Origin of the sequence: Vibrio sp. TMPB1044 (genome assembly GCF_030442075.1) — a bacterium.
In the GTDB taxonomy this organism is placed as follows: Bacteria; Pseudomonadota; Gammaproteobacteria; order Enterobacterales; family Vibrionaceae; genus Vibrio; species Vibrio satsumensis.
In genome coordinates this window covers 192,380-210,468 of the sequence record NZ_JAUJED010000023.1, presented here as the reverse complement: position 1 = coordinate 210,468, position 18,089 = coordinate 192,380, and the positions used below count along the sequence as shown (strand labels likewise).

Below are 18,089 nucleotides of genomic sequence, written 5' to 3'. Positions count from 1 at the left end.
CTGGATGTCATCAGCCAAATAAAATACAATCGAACAATGTTTTATTAATTCGTGATTTATCATTATGATGAGAAACTTACTCACATTCATCGTTAGCCTGTTCTTCTTAACAGCTTGTTCTTCAACGAGTAATCATCAGCTAGACGACAAGACATTGAGCAACGAAGACGCTATGTCGAAAAGCGTAGAGAAAGAGGATAATCTCGAGACTTCAATGGGTACAAATGCTGAGACCAGCGTCGAATCTTCCCATGAACTGGCCATTAGCGATGAATCTATAAATGGGCATGACGCAAACTCAAACCTTGATTCAAATGAAGGCACGATAACTCACGCTAATGCTGAGCCAGAATCAGCGGAACCCTCTCAAGTAGCAGCAACAGAAACAACTGAGAATGATGCTAAGAGTAGCGATGAAAAAGGTATCGGAAGCTATTTTATCCGTCATAACGAACCGACCAAGACGGTGATTAAATCATTAGAGGGCGTGACAGATGCATTGAACGTCATGACGTTTGGGATATTTGCCACGGGCCACGGTTGATCCGTTAACCAGAAAGCCAAACTAATAGATAGAATGAGACGTGAAGGCGAGCCAAATGGTTCGCCTTTTTTATATCAGAAACTCTACTATTAGCTCTGGTTGTAGTGTGTTGTCCGCTTGTTTATCGGCTTGAGTCAAGGGACAGTCAGCAAAGTAGGAATTTATTCGTTATGGAATGAACTCGCCGTATTTACCGTGTGTGACTTGTTATATGCATCAAGGGTTTTAATACTCTTCCCAAAATAAGCCGTGAAATCTAATCTTACAAAGACAAGTACCATACTCACTTGTGAGCATAGTAAGATGTTTGCTGCTAAGTTCATTTTAGGTTTAGTTATCAATATTCTAGGGAAGAAATATGAAGAATAAAAGTGTGTTTTTAAGTGTCGCGATGGTGATGTTGTCAGCTAATGCAAATGCATCAGACGCGAACCATGAGTCTGTAGCTGACAGTGTTATCGCTGAACAAAGAGCAAACCTATCTGAAAACACGCAAGGAAAAGGTTTTGGCCCACAAGCGCCTCGCGATTTAGGCTCAGCCGAAGGAACAAATGCCCGATTGTTTTCGGATGCGCCAGATTCAACAGCCATGAATCTATGTAATATCCACTTCCATAAAAACGCTGAGCACAAAGGTGGTGAGTTTACTCAATACGCTGGTAACGGTGATGGTAAAGGTTTCCAGAGTGGATTTAAATACACAGGTAAGTTGAGCGCGGCCGAGCTTAAACCATTCGAGCAGAAGGTTTGTCCTAGCGACCACGGTTCACTTAATTCTGGTGACACTATCGAGGTGCATTACGTGTACTCGACTGCACAAGTTGAACCAGGTGAAACATTGGGTGCTTGTTTTAACGACGCGATTACCAACCCCCAACTGCGTGTAGAAACCCAAGTTTACGTATTAGTGAATGACGACAAAGCACTCGATTTCGAAGCACTCGCTAAACATTCAAAAGTCAACGGATTACACCAAGCCCCAAACATTCCTCAAAATACGGGTTCAGCGATTCAATACGCAGGTTCTACAACGGGTCCTGGTTACAATGAGCAAGGTTCACCTTTCCAAGTAACATGGAGCGTTCGTCCACAAGTTGCGAAAGTAAACATCGCGACAGTGGGGAGTTGGTGTGAAGGCAATGACTTTAACGAAGACCACGCCCACGGTGTGAGAAACATAGTCGTAAACCCTGAGTTGTTGTCACCAATATCGAACTAATCTTGTTACGTTGATTCGTAGTCAATATTTTGCAAAGGCGGGCCACTAGGTTCGCCTTTTTTGTGTCTTAACGAAAAACATGTTGGGTTTAGCTTTGCGGTTATGCTTAGTGGGGAAGTTACGTATGACACTTATTCAAAACATGAGTCTTGTGAATCGTTCTTAGTTAAAAACGCTGTCAGTCAAACACGCTCTTAGACAAAAACGCTCTTTACCCGAATCGGGGCTCCATGATACGTTCGAAAATTATAATGTTGAATGATATTTGAGGGACGACAGATGTCACTAGAAGGCGCAGTTACATTCTTTATTGCCATGTTTATATTTGGTATTACTCCGGGGCCTGGCGTATTTGCCATTTTAGCTCGTGGCATGGTTAACGGTTGGCAAAAGTGCATCACTCTTTCGTTAGGGATGATATGCAGTGATCTTATCTATCTTGCGCTTGCCTGTTTTGGTCTAGCGACGATTGCTGAGAACTGGTCGTTTGCCTTTGAGGTGATTCGCTATGTTGGTGCCGCTTATTTGATTTACTTGGGCTACAAGATGTTTAAGAGCCTACCTGAAGTGCAAGGTTCAGCAGAACTTGCGGCCAAACAAAGTCAGAAATCGGAACTCGCCAGTTTCGTGCAAGGCTTTTTGATTTCAGCATCAAATCCGAAAGTGATTCTGTTCTATATTTCATTCTTGCCGACGTTTATTGATCTGACGGTTTTGCGTTCACAAGATATCGTCTTGGTTTCTGTTTTAGCGGCGGTTGCTCTGATGTCCGGTTTAATGCTAATTGCAATGGGTGCGGGTAGAATGGCTAGTTTACTTAAAACGCCACGTGCACATAAAAGATTAAACCAAAGTGCTGGTGGAATAATGATTGCTGCAGGATCATATTTGGCAATAAATCGATAAATACGATTATTTGAACAGAAAGGCGAACCGATTGGTTCGCCTTTTTCGATCCTGCATTCTGATTAAAGCAGATGTTTAATTGTTTGATTGGTTTCAAGCCAATCTAACTGTAATTAAGGAAAAGAAAGCTAAGTAACTAGATAAGATAAAGACTATAGGTAGGTAATTTTTTATCTGTCACTCCTTCTTTGATTTTAGCTCTAATTTACTGATATTTAGTAGGAAGGGCACAAATAAGCGATATCCATTTTTGCTGTTGGTGATGCCATATATGAATATCTCTAAACCATAGCTGATATGAGTAATTCTGGAATAAGGTGTGTAATAAATTAAACCTTAAAAAGGAATTAGCCATGCACTATTTGCAGCAACTTCTATCTACGTTCGTATCAATAAACTATTGCAGCGGAAGCAGTGATTACCTTGACGATCACTTATACCCTACTTATCTGCAACTCACAGAACAAGACCAGCCAACGCATATTGATACTGGTGATTCATCTAAAGAGTCTCTGTCTAGCCGCCAGTCTTATACACGTGCACCCACCAAACTATTGGACGCAGAAATGAATAACTCTTATTCATCGAGTTAAATTCAGTTCGCTATAAAATGAGCAGCATAAAGGAAAGCAACTAGGGACGAACAGCGTGACAGTTACACACGCAAATAATCAACTTATCCATTTGGAGATAGCAGTGAACAAAACAAGCACATTAACAGCAAAGACATTCAAACCAACTGCGATAGCGGTAGCTATGTCGCTTTCTGTGTTATTGACGGGTTGTAAGCCTGCATCTGATGCGACAGTTGTTGACTCCGTAGTTCGTCCCGTATTTGTTGAAGCCGTTTCGGCAGTAAAAGTCGAAGACCTATCATTCAATGGCATTATCCGTTCTGCTAGCCGAGCAGACCTTTCATTCCGAGTGAGCGGACGTATCGTCAAGATGTTGGTCAAAGAAGGTGACGAAGTGCAGCAGGGGCAATTAATTGCAAAATTAGACTCTATTGATGCAAAAATTGCACTGACATCCGCTCAAAATGAACTTGCGAATGCTCGTGCTGAATATCAACGCGCGAAAACCTTGTTCGAAAGCCGTCAGTCAATTTCAAAAAGCCAGTTTGAAGAGCTAACACTTCGCTTCAAGCTTGCAGAAAACCATTATGAAGAAGCACAGATTCGCCTTGATGACACAAATCTTAGAGCGCCTTTTTCGGGTGTTATAAGCCGCACATTGGTTGATAACCATGTATTGGTACAAAGCAATGAAGTAATCGTTTCAATTCATGACCTTAATGACCTAGAAGCGAAAATTCAGGTTCCAGAAAGTGTGATGACTCGTAATAGTGATTCGACAGCAACCTTTGCTCGTTCTCCTGTTATTCCACAAGAAAGCTTTGAATTAACGTTAAAAAAATACGAAACCGAACCAGACCCTGTGACGGGAACTTATGCCGTCACACTGTCTGTAAAAACCTCTGAAAACACGCGTTTATTGCCGGGTATGAACGTACACGTGTATTCAAACTCAGAGCCCACGAAGTCGAAACAGATTCAAATTCCTTTGGCTGCGGTTAACCCCGATAACACGGGGAACCAATATGTTTGGGTCGTAGACGAAAACAATACACTGCAAAAAAGAAATGTCGTGACCGGCAGCCTGAATGGTGAACGAGTTGCTATCGAAGCAAACCTAGCTCTAGGAGAGCAAGTCGTTGTTTCCGGGACACAAAAGTTACATGAGGGATTAGTAGTACAACCTAAGATTATCGAGGCTTATTAAGATGAATATCGCTCAACAAACTATAGCTAAGCGAACCAGTGTTTGGGTTATTGTCGCGCTCATGCTTATTGGTGGTTACATCAGTTACCTGAAACTGGGACGATTCGAAGACCCTGAATTCGTGATTCGCCAATCGGTTATCGTGACGCCATACCCTGGTGCGACTGCACAAGAGGTCGCAGACGAAGTCACCGATATCATTGAAGGCGCGGCGCAATCACTTCAGGAAGTAGACGAAATTACTTCCGTGTCTAAGCAAGGAATGTCTGAGGTAACGGTTGAAATCAAGCGTGAGTTCTCTGGCGATGAAGCTGAACTCCAACAAGTGTGGGATAAGCTGAGAAGAAAGGTCAATGATGCCCAGCGTTCAATGCCTCCTGGTGCTGTGTCTTCCATCGTTAATGATGACTTTGCTGATGTATATGCCCAGTTTTATGCCGTGACAGGCGAGGGCTTTTCGGACAAGCAGTTACAAGATTACGTCGATGAGTTGAGAAGGGAATTGGTACTCGTTCCTGGAGTATCGAAAACCGCGACTTATGCCGAAAAGCAAGAAACCATATTTGTTGAGATCTCAAACGATCGTCTAGCTCAATTTGGTATGTCTGCGCAGCAAGTTTATGACGTACTCGAAAAGCAAAACGTGGTCACCGTTGCTGGTGCAATGAATGCCGATGGCATGCGTGTTTCTGTTATTCCAAAAGCCAATATTAGCTCTTACGAACAGCTGAAAGGGTTACAAATCAGCTTAGGTGATAACAATACCGTTATGCGCTTGCAAGACATTGCGAACGTCACTCGTGGTTATGAAGAACCTGTTTCTCAGTTGATGCGTTTTAATGGTGTTCGAGCAGTAGGGCTTGGCATTTCAAACGTTGCGGGCGGTAACGTGGTTGAAATGGGTGATGCCGTTAAAGCTCGTATTGTAGAGTTAGAAGGTCAACGCCCTCACGGTATCGAACTGCATGAAATATCTATCCAGTCTGACTCTGTAAGAGACTCAGTTTCAGATTTCATTAATAACCTAATCGCGGCGGTCGTGATTGTATTTGTTGTACTTTTGCTCTTCATGGGCTTAAGAACCGGCATCGTTATTGGCTTTGTTTTAGTACTAACGGTAGCGGGAACTCTGGTTGTGATGTTGATTGATAACATTGCGATGCAACGAATCTCACTGGGAGCATTGATCATCGCGCTTGGTATGTTGGTTGATAACGCTATTGTGGTAACGGATGGTGTGTTAACTCGTCTACAAAAGAACCCAGAAGCTGACCGACAAACCGTGGTTAATGACATTGTAAACGAAACTAAGTGGCCTTTATTGGGAGGTACGGTTGTTGGTATCTGTGCTTTTAGTGCTATTGGTCTCTCACCGTCTAACATGGGTGAATACGCAGGGTCGTTATTCTGGGTAATCCTGTACTCGATGTTGTTAAGCTGGGTGCTCGCTATTACCGTAACACCATTGCTATGCCACGACTTTTTGAAAGTTGATAAAACAAAGGCAACTAAAGGCCCTGGCAAAGTTAGCCTTTGGTACAAAGGAACGTTGGAATGGGTTCTTAACAACCAAAAGAAAAGCTTAGGTGTAGTAGTTCTACTATTTATCCTAGGCGTGAAGATGTTTGGTCACGTTCCTCCAGGCTTTATGCCCGAGTCTCAAAGAGAGCAGTTTGTTATTGATGTGTACCTACCACAAGGGACAGATATCCGCACCACTGAAAACGTGATGCTGGATATTGAAAGTGATGTACGAACCAATCAAGGTGTTACGAATACAACAAGCTTCATCGGTTCTGGTGGTTTACGTTTCATGCTGACTTACTCACCTGAAGCGCAAAACCCAAGCTACGCTCAAATGTTGGTTGATGTTGATAATTTCAATGTGATTGAACCTCTGATTGCAAAGTTGCAAGTTGAGTTAAACGAAAAGTACGACGAAGCATCGGTAAACGTTTGGAAGTTTGTACTTGGCCCAGGTGGCGGTAAGAAAATTGAAGCGGCTTTTAGCGGACCAGATAGCGCGGTACTAAGACAACTTGCAGAGCAAGCTAAGTTGTTGATGGCCCAGACTCCAGAGTTGATTGCGATTCAAGATAACTGGAGACAGCAAGTGCCTGTAGTGACACCGGTTTACTCTTCAGAGAAAGCGCAACAATTTGGTTTAACGACGCAAGAACTTAACCAAGCATTAGAGCAGTCATTAGTGGGGAAGAATGTAGGCGTATTCCGTGAAGGCAACGATTTGATTCCTATCGTTGTAAGGTCGCCAGAACATGAACGCACACACGACCGAACTATCGAGAATACTCAAGTGTTCAGCCCAACAGCAGGTCAGTATTTACAACTAGAGCAGTTTGTTGAACGTGTTGATTTAACTTGGCAAGACTCCATGCTTCGCCGTGTAGACCGTGTTCCAACGATAAAGGCTCAAGCTGATCCCCAAACAGGTGTGTTGACCGCAGAAGCTCTAGACGCAATAAAAACGAAAATAGAAGGTATGCCACTGCCTGTAGGTTACCAGATGGAATGGCATGGTGAATACAAAGACGCAAAAGAAGCAGACGCAGGCTTAATCGCATCGGCGCCTTATGGCTTAGCTGCGATGGTATTGGCTGTGGTATTCATGTTTAACGGTATTCGCCAAGCATTGGTTATTTGGTGCACGGTACCGCTGGCTGTATTAGGCGTATCAGTAGGGTTGGTGATGTTTCAAACTCCGTTTGAGTTCATGGCAACTCTAGGATTTCTAAGCTTAGTCGGAATGATGGTTAAGAACGCGATTGTTCTTGTTGACCAAGCAGAAAACGAAATCAGACAAGGTAAAGAAGCTTATGATGCGATTATTGATGCTGCAATGAGCAGGGCTCGACCAGTAATACTGGGTGCAGCGACCACTATTCTTGGTGTGGCGCCACTTTTGGTAGACCCGTTCTTCAAGAGTATGGCGGTGACCATTATGTTCGGACTGTTATTTGCAACCGTGCTGACACTGGTCGTGATACCTTTAAACTATGCATTGTTTTTTAGAGTGAAGCCAAAAGCATAATATCAACGCAATTAAATGCCTAGGATAGCAGCAGATTAAAGCCCAACCTTGTTGGGCTTTTTTGCGTCTGTAGAAAACGAAGAAATGGCAGAAATGAATATCTGTAAAACGTACTTTTCCATAGCAGTAATTAATACAATTTTATTGAATGGAATCAGTATCTAAAATCTATTTTAGTTTGATGAATAACGACACATGGAGAGGTGCATAATATTAGGGTGTCACATGTTTGCACTCTATTTAAATTAATAAGAGTGGAAGATGAGATACAAATATATATTACCGATGATTAGTGCCCTTCCTATGGTTACAGCCAGCGAACTTTCCGCGTCTGGCATTGAGAAGAAAGAAAGCTGGGGCGTAGGTATTGGGATACGGAGCGCAACCATGCCTTTTAAAACCAGTGGGAACACGGTTAATGATGTGATCCCATTATTGTTCTATCAAGGAGAGAATTTTTATTTAGATGGCGCATCTGGTGGCTACAACTTCTATCAAAACGACGACTTTAGCCTTGGTTTCTCGGCAAGCTTGAGATTCTTTGATATCCCTCGTTATGCTCAAAATACCATTCAAGGTTCTCAGGTCGATTTCGGCGCAAAGGCGACTTGGCATCATTCACCATCCGTAGACTTAAGTATAGAGCTACTGAGTGACAACGGTGGAAGAACATACTCGAACTTAACTAGTGACTATATGTTTAAAGGACTGGGGTGGGAGGCAACATTCTATGCCACACTGAGAGCCAAATCCGCGCGTTTCAATGATGCCTATTACGGACTGCAGATGGAAGATATTGGGTGGGCAATTGACAGCAAAGCCGGTGTGAAAGGTCAAACGCAGATCTACCGAAACCTTTATGCTGTTGGGCATATTGGCGCGACCTTATTTGATGATGATACCTACTCGAGCCAAGCGATTGATTCACACACACAGTGGGAAGGGTATTTAGGCTTAGCGATGTTTGGAAGTTCAAGCCTGCGTACTCAACGTAAGTGGCCAGAAGGTGCTTATATCAGAGTAGCAGGTGGGCTTGCGACCGAATCTGGGCCGACCGAAATTTTCATGTTAAACAATGATACCGACCCAGACCGAAATAGTATGATCTCAATATTTTATGGTCATCCTTTATCGGGTAGTGTGTTTGGGCTACCTATCGATTTCTATTTAACTCCTGGCTATGTGTATCACCAAAATTCCGATACTCAAGATCCATTTGATGAGTATGTGCTCGCGATTAAGGGATATTACACGTTTGATTGGTCGGTAAGAACAAGGCTCGGTTTTGCTGAAGGTATCTCTTACAGCAACCAAATAAGTCATATCGAGCGCAAGAATTTAGAAGAGAAAGGTTATCAAGCAAGTAAGCTGATGAATTATTTAGATTTCAGTGTTGATACTAATATGGGCGATCTCTTCAATAACCCATCATTAACCAACTTGTGGTTAGGGTATAGCTTGCATCATCGTTCAGGGATTTTTACTACGACATCAGCATTTGGCCGAATAAAAGGGGGCAGTGATTACAACTCTCTTTACCTACAGTGGGACTTTTAATTCTAACGAGACTCTCTTTCAGTGACGCTTGCTACTTGATCCTAGAAGGCTGCCGGTTTGGCGGCCTTTTTGTGCTTAACTGTTTTCATGTCGACTCTTTTTGTACCAATATCATAGTCGTTTGTATGATGAGGAAAACCGATAAACCTCTGAGTGTTCGAATCTTTATGTTATGTTGTAAAACAGAACCTAGTAGACAAGGGAACGATGCTGACTATGGGAAACAATCTCGATAATCTCGACCTAAACTTGTTACGTTTGCTAAAAGTGGTCGTAGAGACTCGCAATACCTCTGTGACTGCGAAAAGGTTAGGAATATCTCAAACAAGTGTGAGCCGAGGATTGGCCAAGCTTAGAGAGACGTTTGGAGACCAGCTGTTTATTCGCAAAGCTCACGGTGTTGAGCCTTCTGAGCTTGCCGAGAAATTAGCAGAAGCAGCAGAGAATATGCTGACTCCATTCACTCAAGTGTTAGAAGCGTATCAAGACTTTGACGCTAAAGAGTATACTGGCGATATCGTAATTGCGTGCGATTTAACGCTATTGGATGTATTTGGCAAAGGGTTATATCAGTCAATAAATCAGGCGTTACCCAAAGCACGCTTAAAATTGGTTTACTGGCAACAACACTCACTGCAAAGCATGCTTGATCGCCAAGTAGACTATATGCTGCATTACACCATGTTGCCGCTACCACAGGATATCTACACACATCATCTTTCTGATATCGTAATCAACTTGGTTGCGAGAAAAGATCATCCTGTTCTTTCTAATTCATCTCACTGGGATGACATCAAAGACCTTCCGTTGGTTAAGTATGCTTCCGATTCTAACGGTGGAAAATATGACCCTTACGATGAGTTGTTTTTGGCCAAGGGCGTTAAGCCGAATATATGTTTAGTGAGTCATAGTGTTCCAATCATGGTCGATAAGCTTGTCAATTCGGATGCGTTTAGTTTCAATAGCAGCTACATCTTAATGCACGACGATCAATTGGCTTGTTATCCTCTCCCCGTAATTCCTGAGCACTTGAGAAGCATTAGCGTGTCGGGTGGCTATTTACAATCGAAGCGTGGTTATCCACTTAACCAGCTTTTACACCAAGCGGTACAGTCTTTTTTCAATTCTATCGTACAGCCAGGTAACAAAGCTTAGAGAAAACAAAAAAGCCTCTACGTACTTAACTATTGGGTTAGTACATTAGAGGCTTTTTAGTGTTTATATTTACACCTTACATGCGGTGTCTATCGTTATTTTTATCGTAGGGTTCAAGCAAATAATAAGTTTAGAACTTGTAACTCACACCAACTGACGCTAAGTATTCTTCACTTTTGTAGAAGTTAATATTTGAATCGTTGTAATTCACACCAGCAAAAGAGACTAAATCCCAGTTCTCTAATCCAGCGATATTCGCGTATTCGTAGGCAGCAAAAAACTTGTGTCGATTATCAGAGCGTGTTTTTCCATAAATTGAGTTTTGTCCGTCAAAATCGCGGTAAGCGTAACTGCTTGTTAAAGCCACTTTGTGAGCACCATGAGTTACAAAGTAAGTCATTTCTAATTGATATTGATCGAAGGTTTCAGCCTTGCCATCCGCATCGTTATGTAGGTAACCTAAGGTTGTGCTTAAGCCCATGTTTGGTGTGAAATATGCTAAATAACCACCTTTTACCGAGTACATGTCGCTGTCACGCGTGAGTTCAGAGGCTTGAACTTGCTCGTCGTCTACTTCAGTTGTCGCAAATGCCATGTCCATTGAGAAACCAGAGCCGATGATATTGTTTACCTGAAGTCGGTAAGCATGGCCATCAACGTCGGTTTTGCTGCGACGGCCTTCCAAGTAAGGGTCTTTCCATACCTCACCAGAAAGTACTGTCGGTAGGTAAGCAACGTCAACTTGAGTACCGTTTTGCATATTGTACTGATAGCCGATTTCAAAGGCTAAGTCGCCCACGGCTAAGTCATCACGAGATGTACCTAAATAGACTTTTTGATTACGACTTTCACCGAGTTCGTAAGCGATGTTTCCCAATGGCATAACAACCACATCGTTATTATGTGAGCCTTTGTTCGTTCTATTCTTTAATACTGCATCGCTTTCTGTGCTTAAGTTTGAGTTGGTTGAAACGTAACCCGTTGCAAGGATGATTTCACCGCTAATACGTGAAGAATCAAATGCGAAAGCGCTCGTTGTTAATGAAGATAAGATGGCTACTGACAATATGCTTTTAGTGTTCATGGTTTATTTCTCTCAAGTGTTAGTTTTTCCTTTTTTTTGTTCAACATCCGTTTACGAGATGGATATTAAATTAATGAGAAATAATTAATATGGATAACAGTTATGCATATTTGAAAGGCTTGATAGAAGAATATGAATATCTCTTATTCATATATTGAACATGAGATGGTGTTTAGAGTGGGTTTATGTTTTTAGTCTTGGAAAAGCAAATGCAGTTAATCACGGTGTCAAAACAGGAAAAATACCAATCTACAATATACTTAAACGATCACCCCTATGATGTACTTGATATAGGTGAAGGAAGATGTTCTATCATCATCGTTGAAGATATTGATGCCTATCTCGAAAATTTAAGCAATCCACTAATAAACAACAGGATCATTCTTGTTGATGTGTCGAAGATGCTTGTCAGGCAAACAAACGGTAGGGAGTCGATAGAGAGTCTGCTGGCAAAGGATCTTCACTTGTTGTTTGATGTGTTTTGGTTAGAAGAGGTCGATGTAAGAGCAGAAGTACCAAGTTTAAAAATGAGTGAAATATATAGCGTAGTAAGTATAAGGAACTACTCTTGCTCTCTGTTGAAACGAAACGCCCTCAGTGCCACTGCACGTTGAAAGTATTGATTGTAGAAACGATATAGAGTCTATAAAGATAATGTAAAGGCGGTCATAGGACCGCCTTTTTCACCATCGCGTCCAAACTTCAAAGGATCGATTGATGAATGGTTTGGTCAGTTTAGGTTAAAGCGCAATGTGGTGGTCTCCGCACCGTGTTTTTCCATTGTGCCCATGTATTTAAAACACCACAGATTCTATTGCGTTCTTGCCATCTAGAGCTATTGAAGGGTTCAACTTGGTGACGATCCCAATGGAGTATTCCCGAGAAAGCTTTGATATGCTGGCTGCTTGGCACCCTAGATATAACGAAGACCTATTACAAAAATGTGTGACATCATTGCTCAAGGTTGAGAAATAATCGATAAAAATAACAGGCTATATTGAGGTCTTTACTGCGACAGAAAACGGGTATTGAAAACGACAGTAAAGTAGGGCACGTCTACTGAATCGCTCGTATTATTAAACGAAACGTTTAGCCAGTTATCATCACGACTTGTTTGTTAGTCACAATGGTGTAATTATTTAACGAGTGATATTACTCGGATGCATGTCTTATGATGACTATCGAACAGCAGCTTTCTCGGCTGGATCTAAATTTATTGGTGTCGTTAAGTGTTTTAATCAAAGAGAGGAACGTAACGCGAGCTGCCAACACCTTGTACCTGTCTCAGCCTGCGATGAGTCGTACGTTAAGTCGCTTGCGAGAGTTGTTTGATGATCCATTGTTTTATCGAGAGTCTAATGGCTTAGTGCCCACGCAAAAAGCGCTGGAACTGCAAGCGCCTTTGGAAGAGTTACTATTGGCGATGCGAAGCCTAGTGACAAAATCAGCTTTTAATCCAGAAGAATGTGTTCAAACGTTTGTTGTCTCGATACCGCCATTGATGAGTAGGATGCTTTCCGTGCCGCTTGCTGAGCGATTTATGAAAGAAGCCCCTAACGCTAGTCTTATCGAATATCCGGTAGCGAAAACGCCAACCAGTCAGCTGCTATCCAGAGATGTGGATTTTACAATTCACATCGAAGCCCCGAGTAACCCAATAGAATTCCCATACGTTAGCCTTGGCCGAGTCTACCCAGTTTTTTATGTTGCGGCTAATCACCCTTTAGCGAAAGTTGAAAATGTAACGCTTGAGCAGTGTCTAGAGTCTCGCTTTGTTGATCTCACGCTCGATATCCGTTCGAACTACGGTCTGCAACACCCTGTGGATAGCTACCTAGCAAAGAATGGAGTGCAGAGAGATATTGCATTTAAAAGTGGACAGCTTCTTACGTTGGTGGAAGTGATGCAGAGTTCGAATACAATTCTGATTGCGACTCATAAGTTAACTGAACTAGAGGGGATAGGTGACAAGATAGCGCCTATTTTTTCTCTAGATAACGTGCCAGAGTTAATGTTCGAACTGTTTTTGATTGAGCATAAAAGAACCGTTACCAGCCCAGCACATCAATGGTTCAAAAACTTAGTAGTGTCCGTGATTGAAGACGTTGTTTGTGACAGTTGACCCCAACGTCTTTGCTTACACCGCAGCCTAAGTTAAGTTCACCGCTTAGTTCAGATTCCAATTAAACTTAAACGGTGTGCTTCGGGTTTTGGGCGAATCATTGATAGCTTTTAACAGTGTTTTGGCTTCTACTAGAGAAATTGAGAGGGAAGCTGAAACTGAGCCTTCCGCATCTTTTGCGTAGCCAAGCTTCAATAGTTTCTTCCAAATGTCGTTTGATTCCGAATCTAGAGGCAGTTGAAGCGTGCCTTTCGAAAAGTTTTTTCGCCCCGTAATCTCATAGATAGTTTGCACTGCTTTGCTGTACTGCTTTTCTTCAACGTGTCGACAAAATTGAATATTAAATTTTTTGGTATTTAATTGCTGGCGTGCGACAAAATAACGCTTTAAATCAATGAAGTGATTTCCGATCTGGCGAGCAATCGCAGCAAGGAATACTCCAGCGATGACCAAGTAATACCAATATTGACCCAACCAATTCGATAAGGTTTGAGCCCCATCGATAGAGCCTAAAGTGTTACTTAACGAGTCTAACAACTTTGCGTCACCGACTTGAAGCGTCTGCTGCTCTATAGTTAACGATTCCAGCTGATTGGTCTTTGTGTTCCACCATGTCATGGTCTGTTTTGGTAAGACAACTTTCCCTTGTTCTTGCAGGATTAACGTTACCTGTTGTTTGAGTGTCGCGGTATTGCTTTTATTCAGTCGATTAAACACGTTTTCTTTGACTGCTGGTTTGCGATACAACTCAACGCCGGAAATGTCTGGGATGTTGATCTCCGGCAGCAACATCATGTGCGAGTTTGCCACGCTCAACGTATACGTGGCAGTGATAGCGTGGCCAACTTCGAATTCGCCGGTTAACGGACGGTCGGTTGATATCGAAAGCTCAGCATTTGGGCTAACAATCAACGCGTCTGTATCAATGTTACTCACGGGCATTTTGGATGCAAAGTTAATGGGTTGCGAATGAATCACGCCCTCAATAACGTTTTTGTCAGTAAGCTCTACACTAATGGGAATGCTCAATTCAGGAACAGTAAACTCGCCAGCTTGCATTGGGTACAAGTAGTAGCGTGCTTTTTGTGTAAACCACTTAGTGCCTTCGATTGTGCGTGCTGAACGTGCGACTTTCTGCTCATCTTTCTTTACGACTGTGTAGGGTATATCTAAGTAAGGTAATGCCAACTCCTCTTTAAAGGGGCGGGTACTCAATACTTCAACGTCGAGTGCGACTTGTTGTTTCACAGCGACATTTTGAGCTTTTATCTCAACGTTCAGCTTCAATTCACCACCACTGACAAGTTGGTCTATGTCACTAGCACTTGCAGGCATTGAAATTAAAAGCATCATCGCTGATAAGACAGTAAACCAACATTTCAGAAGATCGAATGCTCGGACTGTCGATTTAGTTTTGTTCATTGCTGTATTCCTGCTGAAATTTTTGTCTTAGAAACTTAGATGGATTCTGTCTGACTTGTTTTAGCCAGACTTGGTCAGAGATCACTAGCTCCTTCTGACTCCCTTCTTTTGGTTCGTCGTCGACCAATTTCCTATCATCAATGACTTTTTCTGAATCTTGTTTTGTCGGTGGTGTGTTCTTGATTTTCTCTATCGCAGCTTCCACAACAGCGAGGTTGTTTGTCGCTTGCTCTTCATACGTTTCGTTGTTCAACAGTTCGTTGTAAAGCGCAGTGGCTTTATCAAATTGAGCCGTATGAGCATAGCTGTTCGCGACGATCAACTTAGCGAAATCAGCCAGCTCTTCCGGTTTACCACCTTGTTCACTTGCTTGTGGGCTCAATTGGTCAATTGCGCCAAGGAAATCACCTGACAGATAACGACTGTAGGCTTTCCAGTTTGGATCATCGAATAGGGCGGCACTTTGTGCGTAGTTGCCTTGCTTGAACTCGATATAAGCGTGTTGATCGTTGGATAGCCAAAAATCATAAAATGAGTGCTTATTGGCGATTCCCCAAATCAGATTTCCTGCAATAAGCATAAGCAACAGGTGCATTGGCTTAAGTTTGGATAACCAAGGTACACGATTGATTTGATGTGTAGTCGAAGAGGCTGATTTCGTCAGGTTGTATAACTTTTGATTTACTGCCTGTTTATTATTTACCACTGAAGCGTCCACCCTTTTCTAAACCACATTAATTGGATAGGCAGCAACAAAAACAGCAACCAATAGCCCGCATCTAACCAAGGTAGGGCGTTATCGCTGACCGCAAACAGGTTGTTCTGAATGCTCTGATAAACCGCTTCAACATCGCTAGCGTCGTGAGTGAATGAAACCATTTTGCCATGACCTGCTTGCGCCAGTTGGGACAGTGAAGCGAGTTGAGTTTCGGTTAAACCTGCTGTGCCATTTCCGCCGCTCTGCGAGTTTTCACCCATAGCCCACACGATCACTTGGTGGTGCTGTTGTTCAAACGCTTTAGTGAATTTTTCTATCGCTTCGTCATTGGTCTTGTCTGTCAGTATCAATACTGTTGATGGCGCTTTTGCTTGTGAAATTAGCTCGAGCGTCGGCTTTAATACCGAAGCCGGTTTGTTCTCGTTCTCTGGCAGCAAGCTTCCATCCAATACATCGAGGAAGTATCGCGTTAACTCTTTGTCTTTGGTGACAGGCATCGCGACATGAGCACTTCCGCCGTATATCACTAACCCGGTTTTTGAATCGCCGCGCAGTTCAACGAGCTGATTGATCTTCTGTTTAGCACGATCTAATCGTGACGGCTGAATGTCGGTTTTATTCATTGAATCAGACACATCCAAGGCAATCACTAGCTCGGAATTGTCTTCAAAAAATGGTGAAGGTTGTTGCTGCCACGTTGGACCCGCCATAATGAGCGTGGCTAGAACCGCAAACACCAGAAACAATCGATTAGGAGAAACTATACGAACTCTATTTTGGTTGAGAGACAGATGTTCAACCATGTTTTTAGACATGACGGGCTGCCACTGGGTGACTAAATCGTCTTGTTGAACGAGTGCGCGATAAAACAACACGAACGGAACCAGTGCTAACAACCACAATGGGCGTATGAAATGAAACTGGGTGATATCGCCCCCAAACAATGTATTGAAATCAGTCATTGGTGAGCTCCTCTCTACGGCGAATAACACGCTTTATTTCTTTCTGATGACGCCTTTGGCGACGCAGATTTGCACCAAACACAATTAAGACCGCGAGTAGGTTGCTAACCAGACACACGCCAAATGCATAGTGGTGCAAGCTGTGTTTAGGACGGTGAGATAAAAGCTCGAACTCTTGCTGCTCTAGTTCGTCGATCGTTGCGTAGGCTTGTTCTAGTTGCTTTCGGTCCAAGGCATGAAACATTTGCCCGCCAGTTGCTGCTGATACTTTCTCTAAAGTAGGAAGATCCATCTTGTAGCGACCTTTGGTACTTGGGTCACCAATTGCAATGGTGTAAATCTTCACTCCATATTTAGCTGCGATTTCCGCGGCTTTGACAGGAGGCATTTTCGAACTTGTGTCATCACCATCGGTTAGCAGAATCATCACTCGTTGACGACTTTCTTCTTGTTCGAATACGGCAATTGATAAGCCAATCGCGTCGCCAAAAGCAGTTTGAAATCCGGCATAGCCAAGTTCAACGTCTTCGAGTAGCGATTGCCACACGTTAATATCTTCAGTAAATGGTGCCTGAACATAAGCAGAGTCTGCAAATAAGATTAACCCTAAGCGGTCATGCTCTCGCTGGGCTGCAAATTCACGCAATACCTGCTTTGCAATGGTTAGACGGTCGTGTTTATTGCCTTCTTTATCGGCAAAGTCCTCTTCTGACATTGAACCAGATAGATCCAGTGCGACCATAATTTCACGAGCGGATTTCTTTTGTTCGATTGGTTCGCCTATCCACATTGGTTTGGCAATCGCGACGACTAGAGCAAGATAGCTGATAATGACCAATAGCCATTGGACTTTACGACGGCTCATCTTGACCGCGGTTTCAGAGGGCTCTTGTGAAGACACTGCAATCAGGCGATCAAAAAAGGGCACTTGAATCGCGCTTTTTGACTCTTTGTAAACAGGCAATAACCAATACACGGCAAAGGGTAAGCAGAGCTGTGCAAATGCTATTGGGTATTCAAATTCGATCATGTGACACCTCGTGATGTTTTATCCAAAGTGCAACGTTCTCCATGATGGCGTTTCGTTGTTCTTCCGTTAATGTCGCTGCTGAAGAGTAGGCGAGTTGAGCAAGTACGCCTGAGAGTTCTGATGTAGAGAACTCGGATGAAAATTGACGCTTGGTGCAATGGTCATCTAACCATTTCTCCCAATCTGTGCCGGTTAAAGGGGCTACTTCTGTACGAGGGAAGGCATACAATGCGGTTCTTCGTAGCAGTTGTGGTAGCTTTTGAAATGATGAAATTTCACCGAATTGAGCCTCCAAAGAGAGTTGCTCTAACTCTACTAAGGCAGCGCGTCGATATGTGTTTGCTAGGTACTTTTTAATAACTAAATAGACACGATATAAAGCAAAGCAAAACAGCAACAAGAGTAACCAGTACCAGCCAGGTGCATTCGGTAGCCATGAGATACTTTCTGGCAAAGAAGGCTCAGACAAAGAGGCCATTAATGGATTCACGTTTTCTGGCTGTAAAGGTTCAAGCCCAGTGTTAGTCGTCATAGTCTGC

General features: G+C 42.9%; 16 protein-coding genes and 1 pseudogene. 11 read left to right on the top strand and 6 right to left on the bottom strand.

The genetic code is table 11. The features are described 5' to 3' along the window. The first annotated feature begins 64 nt into the window (after window positions 1-64). From QQ041_RS16925 to QQ041_RS16890, 8 genes are all read left to right on the top strand, one after another. The gene (locus tag QQ041_RS16925; RefSeq protein WP_285954548.1) at window positions 65-544 is read left to right on the top strand and encodes a hypothetical protein; all 480 of its coding nucleotides are present in this window, start codon (window positions 65-67) and stop codon (window positions 542-544) included. Window positions 545-902: 358 nt separating this feature from the next. Next, window positions 903-1,763 carry a delta-class carbonic anhydrase gene (locus tag QQ041_RS16920; RefSeq protein ID WP_285954547.1) on the top strand — a complete coding sequence of 287 codons (861 nt, stop codon included), beginning with the start codon at window positions 903-905 and terminating at the stop codon, window positions 1,761-1,763. Window positions 1,764-2,042: 279 nt separating this feature from the next. After that, entirely contained in the window at window positions 2,043-2,669 is a 627-nt protein-coding gene (locus tag QQ041_RS16915; protein ID WP_146491649.1) for a LysE family translocator, read from the top strand. A 353-nt stretch (window positions 2,670-3,022) separates the two neighbouring features. Further along, entirely contained in the window at window positions 3,023-3,262 is a 240-nt protein-coding gene (locus QQ041_RS16910) for a hypothetical protein (RefSeq protein ID WP_285954546.1), read from the top strand. 103 nt (window positions 3,263-3,365) lie between these two features. Beyond that, a complete protein-coding gene (locus QQ041_RS16905; protein WP_285954545.1) occupies window positions 3,366-4,451 on the top strand; it encodes an efflux RND transporter periplasmic adaptor subunit in 1,086 nt (361 codons plus the stop codon). A 1-nt stretch (window position 4,452) separates the two neighbouring features. Then, window positions 4,453-7,500, top strand: a complete 3,048-nt coding sequence (locus QQ041_RS16900; protein ID WP_285954544.1) for an efflux RND transporter permease subunit — start codon at window positions 4,453-4,455, stop codon at window positions 7,498-7,500. 261 nt (window positions 7,501-7,761) lie between these two features. Then, a complete protein-coding gene (locus tag QQ041_RS16895; RefSeq protein ID WP_285954543.1) occupies window positions 7,762-9,057 on the top strand; it encodes a MipA/OmpV family protein in 1,296 nt (431 codons plus the stop codon). Window positions 9,058-9,273: 216 nt separating this feature from the next. Beyond that, window positions 9,274-10,212: a LysR family transcriptional regulator gene (locus QQ041_RS16890; RefSeq protein ID WP_285954542.1), complete on the top strand. Its 939-nt coding sequence runs from the start codon at window positions 9,274-9,276 to the stop codon at window positions 10,210-10,212. Between the two features lie 130 nt (window positions 10,213-10,342). On the opposite strand, the gene QQ041_RS16885 is transcribed toward QQ041_RS16890, so the two are convergent. Continuing rightward, complete coding sequence (locus QQ041_RS16885; protein WP_285954541.1) at window positions 10,343-11,296, bottom strand: DUF2860 family protein; 954 nt, start codon at window positions 11,294-11,296, stop codon at window positions 10,343-10,345. A 209-nt stretch (window positions 11,297-11,505) separates the two neighbouring features. Between QQ041_RS16885 and QQ041_RS16880 the strand changes: the two genes are divergently transcribed. The 3 genes and pseudogenes from QQ041_RS16880 to QQ041_RS16870 all read left to right on the top strand — a co-directional run bounded on the left by QQ041_RS16880 (window position 11,506) and on the right by QQ041_RS16870 (window position 13,418). Further along, window positions 11,506-11,910: a hypothetical protein gene (locus tag QQ041_RS16880; protein WP_285954540.1), complete on the top strand. Its 405-nt coding sequence runs from the start codon at window positions 11,506-11,508 to the stop codon at window positions 11,908-11,910. Window positions 11,911-11,979: 69 nt separating this feature from the next. Continuing rightward, window positions 11,980-12,271 (top strand): annotated as a pseudogene (locus QQ041_RS16875) (LysR family transcriptional regulator); the annotation flags it as partial. Between the two features lie 196 nt (window positions 12,272-12,467). After that, on the top strand, window positions 12,468-13,418 hold the full coding sequence (locus QQ041_RS16870; RefSeq protein WP_285954539.1) for a LysR family transcriptional regulator: 951 nt from the start codon (window positions 12,468-12,470) through the stop codon (window positions 13,416-13,418). 45 nt (window positions 13,419-13,463) lie between these two features. Here the strand turns inward: QQ041_RS16870 and QQ041_RS16865 are convergent, their stop codons facing one another. Genes QQ041_RS16865 through QQ041_RS16845 form a run of 5 tightly spaced genes read right to left on the bottom strand, consistent with a single transcriptional unit; the run spans window position 13,464 to window position 18,082 of the window. Next, window positions 13,464-14,840: a BatD family protein gene (locus tag QQ041_RS16865; RefSeq protein WP_285954538.1), complete on the bottom strand. Its 1,377-nt coding sequence runs from the start codon at window positions 14,838-14,840 to the stop codon at window positions 13,464-13,466. Continuing rightward, window positions 14,827-15,546 carry a hypothetical protein gene (locus QQ041_RS16860; RefSeq protein ID WP_285954537.1) on the bottom strand — a complete coding sequence of 240 codons (720 nt, stop codon included), beginning with the start codon at window positions 15,544-15,546 and terminating at the stop codon, window positions 14,827-14,829. Before QQ041_RS16860 ends, QQ041_RS16865 begins: the two co-directional genes overlap by 14 nt. Then, window positions 15,540-16,520 (bottom strand): VWA domain-containing protein, encoded by a 981-nt coding sequence (locus QQ041_RS16855; RefSeq protein ID WP_285954536.1) that lies wholly within the window; start codon window positions 16,518-16,520, stop codon window positions 15,540-15,542. Before QQ041_RS16855 ends, QQ041_RS16860 begins: the two co-directional genes overlap by 7 nt. Next, complete coding sequence (locus QQ041_RS16850; RefSeq protein ID WP_285954535.1) at window positions 16,513-17,550, bottom strand: VWA domain-containing protein; 1,038 nt, start codon at window positions 17,548-17,550, stop codon at window positions 16,513-16,515. The genes QQ041_RS16855 and QQ041_RS16850 overlap by 8 nt, the downstream gene beginning before the upstream one ends. Beyond that, on the bottom strand, window positions 17,537-18,082 hold the full coding sequence (locus QQ041_RS16845) for a DUF4381 domain-containing protein (RefSeq protein ID WP_285954534.1): 546 nt from the start codon (window positions 18,080-18,082) through the stop codon (window positions 17,537-17,539). The genes QQ041_RS16850 and QQ041_RS16845 overlap by 14 nt, the downstream gene beginning before the upstream one ends. Window positions 18,083-18,089: the final 7 nt, after the last annotated feature.

Coding starts and splice junctions, on each gene's coding strand:
- QQ041_RS16925 (WP_285954548.1), top strand. CDS start 65: ATGATGAGAAACTTACTCACATTCATCGTTAGCCTGTTCTTCTTAACA.
- QQ041_RS16920 (WP_285954547.1), top strand. CDS start 903: ATGAAGAATAAAAGTGTGTTTTTAAGTGTCGCGATGGTGATGTTGTCA.
- QQ041_RS16915 (WP_146491649.1), top strand. CDS start 2,043: ATGTCACTAGAAGGCGCAGTTACATTCTTTATTGCCATGTTTATATTT.
- QQ041_RS16910 (WP_285954546.1), top strand. CDS start 3,023: ATGCACTATTTGCAGCAACTTCTATCTACGTTCGTATCAATAAACTAT.
- QQ041_RS16900 (WP_285954544.1), top strand. CDS start 4,453: ATGAATATCGCTCAACAAACTATAGCTAAGCGAACCAGTGTTTGGGTT.
- QQ041_RS16895 (WP_285954543.1), top strand. CDS start 7,762: ATGAGATACAAATATATATTACCGATGATTAGTGCCCTTCCTATGGTT.
- QQ041_RS16890 (WP_285954542.1), top strand. CDS start 9,274: ATGGGAAACAATCTCGATAATCTCGACCTAAACTTGTTACGTTTGCTA.
- QQ041_RS16885 (WP_285954541.1), bottom strand. CDS start 11,296: ATGAACACTAAAAGCATATTGTCAGTAGCCATCTTATCTTCATTAACA.
- QQ041_RS16880 (WP_285954540.1), top strand. CDS start 11,506: ATGCAGTTAATCACGGTGTCAAAACAGGAAAAATACCAATCTACAATA.
- QQ041_RS16870 (WP_285954539.1), top strand. CDS start 12,468: ATGATGACTATCGAACAGCAGCTTTCTCGGCTGGATCTAAATTTATTG.
- QQ041_RS16865 (WP_285954538.1), bottom strand. CDS start 14,840: ATGAACAAAACTAAATCGACAGTCCGAGCATTCGATCTTCTGAAATGT.
- QQ041_RS16855 (WP_285954536.1), bottom strand. CDS start 16,520: ATGACTGATTTCAATACATTGTTTGGGGGCGATATCACCCAGTTTCAT.
- QQ041_RS16850 (WP_285954535.1), bottom strand. CDS start 17,550: ATGATCGAATTTGAATACCCAATAGCATTTGCACAGCTCTGCTTACCC.
- QQ041_RS16845 (WP_285954534.1), bottom strand. CDS start 18,082: ATGACGACTAACACTGGGCTTGAACCTTTACAGCCAGAAAACGTGAAT.